This window comes from Protofrankia sp. Cas4 (assembly GCF_963555915.1).
Classification (GTDB): Bacteria; Actinomycetota; Actinomycetes; order Frankiales; family Frankiaceae; genus Protofrankia.
On record NZ_CAUVXL010000182.1, the window covers coordinates 3,176 to 6,050 of the forward strand.

1 protein-coding gene is annotated in these 2,875 nt (G+C 70.2%); it reads right to left on the bottom strand.

The annotated features are described in order from the left end of the window. Positions 1–2,863 (bottom strand): RHS domain-containing protein (locus tag U9979_RS16720; RefSeq protein ID WP_322780121.1); only part of this gene is annotated, 2,863 nt, incomplete at its 3' end. Between the last annotated feature and the right edge of the window lie 12 nt (positions 2,864–2,875).

Consider the following 2,875-nt stretch of genomic DNA (forward strand, 5'->3'; position numbering starts at 1 on the left):
GACAGTCGACGGCACCGCTGGCGGAGGACGATGGCGGGCCGGCACCCCACAGCGTCGTCCGGGCCCGCCAGGAAAGCTCCCCGTCGGGGTCGACGAGCTCGGTGGGCGTACCGACGAGGTCGGTGACGATCGCGTGGAACCGGGCGTCGAACCACGCCTGCTCGGCAGTGTCGTCGCCGGACTTACCGCCGGCAGCCGGGTCGGACGGGTGGCGTTCGGACTGGGTGAGCGGCCGGAAACCGCCGGGTTCCCAATCCCAGGTGGTGACGCGCGGCGTCGGCTCGTCCCCGGCGACGTGCCGCTGCTCGGCGAGGACGGCGCCGTCCCAGGCGAAGTCGATCCGTTCGCCCACCCCGCCGTCGTCGCCGGTGCCGTCTCCCTCGCCGCCAAGGCGCTGCTTGGCGATCCGCCGGCCGAACGGATCATAGGAATACCGCCAGCGCCGACCGTCCGGCGTGGTCACACCGATCAGCCGATCGTCAGCATCCCAGCTGTAGCGCCAGGTCCGCGGCTTTCCCGACAGCCGCTTCTGCTGCCGTAACGTCACCCGGCCCTGGCCGTCGTGCTCGTAGCGGACGCGGCCGGCCCGGCGGATCAGCGTACCGGCGTACTCCCGACCGCCCTGCGCGGCGGTGCCCAACGCATTGCGCCCATCGTTCGTATCGCGCTGTGCGGGCACCGGCCAGGACGCGTCGGTAATGTTGCCCGCATCGTCGTAGGCGTACCGCTCGGACCAGTCCGAGCCGTGCACGGCGGTGACCCGCCGCGCCAGGTCGAGGTCGAATCGGCGCAGGCCGGCGAGCATGTCATCGATCTCGGTGACATACCCATCCGGGCTGTAGGAGTAGTCCCGACGCTGCAGCACCCGCGCCTGGCGCGCCGTCCCCGACCCACCCGCGGCCACCGTCTGCGCGGTCACGGTCTGCGACAGCAGCTGGTGGTTGGCATCCCACGCCTGCCCCAGCACCACCCCGCTGTCCAGGCTGCGCGCGACCTCCCGGCCGGCGTCGTCGTGGGCGAACCGCAGGGTTCGACCGGCGGTGTGCAGGAAGATCGGGAGGTCGTTCGGGCCATACGCCCAGACGCTGTCCGCCCCGGACGGCGTCACCCGCCGCACCCGCCGGCCCAGCCCGTCGAATGTCGAGGACACCGTCCGACCGTTGCAGGTCTCGGCCAGCACCCGGCCGAGAGGATCCCGCTCGAACACACAGTCCGCATCGGAGTTGGTAGCGCGCACGACCCGGCCGACGGCGTCGTAGGCAAACGTCGTCACCGCATCGTCGCCCCGTTTCTCGGTCACGTTTCCGAGCAGATCGCGGGTGAACCGCAGGGTCTGCCCCGCACCGTTGGTCGACGCGACGAGCTGCCCGGCGCCGTCATGGGTATAGGCAAGGACGCGGCCGTTGAAATCGGTCTCCCGGATGAGATTGCCGGCCGGATCGTAGTCGTAGCGCCACACCAGGCCGTGCGGGTTGGTGACGGCGACCAGCCGCAGCTCGGTGTCGTAGGCGAACGCCAACCGTGCCCCGTCTGGGCCGGTCCGCGCCGCCGGCAGATCGAAATGCGTCACCTCGGTGCGGGTCACCAAACCGGCCGCGTCAAGGTGCTCGATCAGGTTGCCTTCCCCGTCGTAGGTCCACCGCTCGGTGGCACCGTCGGGCAGGGTCCGGGATGCGGGTCTGCCCTCGACGGTCCACCCGAACCGGGTCGTCCCGCCCACCGGGTCGGTCATGGCGACCACCCGGCCGAACCCGTCCCGCTCGTACGCGGTGACCGCACCGAGCGGATCGGTCACCGCGACCGGCAGGCCGGCGGCATCGCTCGCCACCCGCCGGGTGTGGCCGAGCGCGTCGGTGACGGTGGTGAGCCGGCCACGGTCGTCATAGGCGAATGCCGTGCGCGCCCCGGCCGGGTCGACCACCGCGGTCGGGTTGCCCCGGTCATCGTAGGAGCGTTCCCAGCGGGCACCGTCCGGTTCGATGACCGTCACCGGCAGCCGCAGCGCATTCCATTGTGCGGTCATCCGGCTGCCATCCGGTCGGACAATCTCGGTCAGGTTACCCTCGGCGTCGTAGCGGTACCGCACCGTGCGGCCCAACGGATCGGTTTCGGCCAGCTTGCGGTCATACCGATCCCACGCGTAGACGGTGGCATGCCCGAGCGGATCGACCCGCTGGCGGAGCTGCATCACGTCGTTGAAATGATATTCCGTGGCATAACCGAGCGAGTTGGTCTCCACCGTGACACCGCGCTCGGTGTCGTAGACGATCGTCCCGTCCAGGCAGCCCGCCGAACCCACGGTCCGCACCACCCGACCAGCCGCATCGTAGGTATAGGCGTAGCCGGTGCCGTTACGATCCATCCAACCGATCATCCGCCCGGCAGCGTCATAGGCAAACCGCAACGGCCGACCCGAGGAGTTCACCACCTCGATCAGCCGACCGGCCCCGTCATAGCCATACCGGATGACCTCGATGTCGGGTTCGCCCGCCCGCCCCCGCAACCGGATCGCAGTAATCAGACCCTGCCGGGTGTTCACCGTCAGGTGGTACCCACCCGAATGGCTAATCTCAGCGAGCGTCCCGTCGGCGGCGTCATAGCCCAACTCGATACGATTCCCGTGACGATCGGTGATCGCCGCCAGCGGCAGCGCCACCGCCCGGACGCCGCCGGCCGGCACCGCGAAGTGCAACGTGTGCCCGGCCTGCGGATCGGTGACGGTATAGGCACCGGCGACGTCGCAGGTCAACGCCAACCGCGGACCCTCCACCGGCAGCACGGTCGCCCCGGGTGCGGGATGGGGGTAGGCCAGCAGCACCCCGTCCGACGCGGCATAACACACCCCCGCCTCATCGATCTCCAACCGGTGATCCAA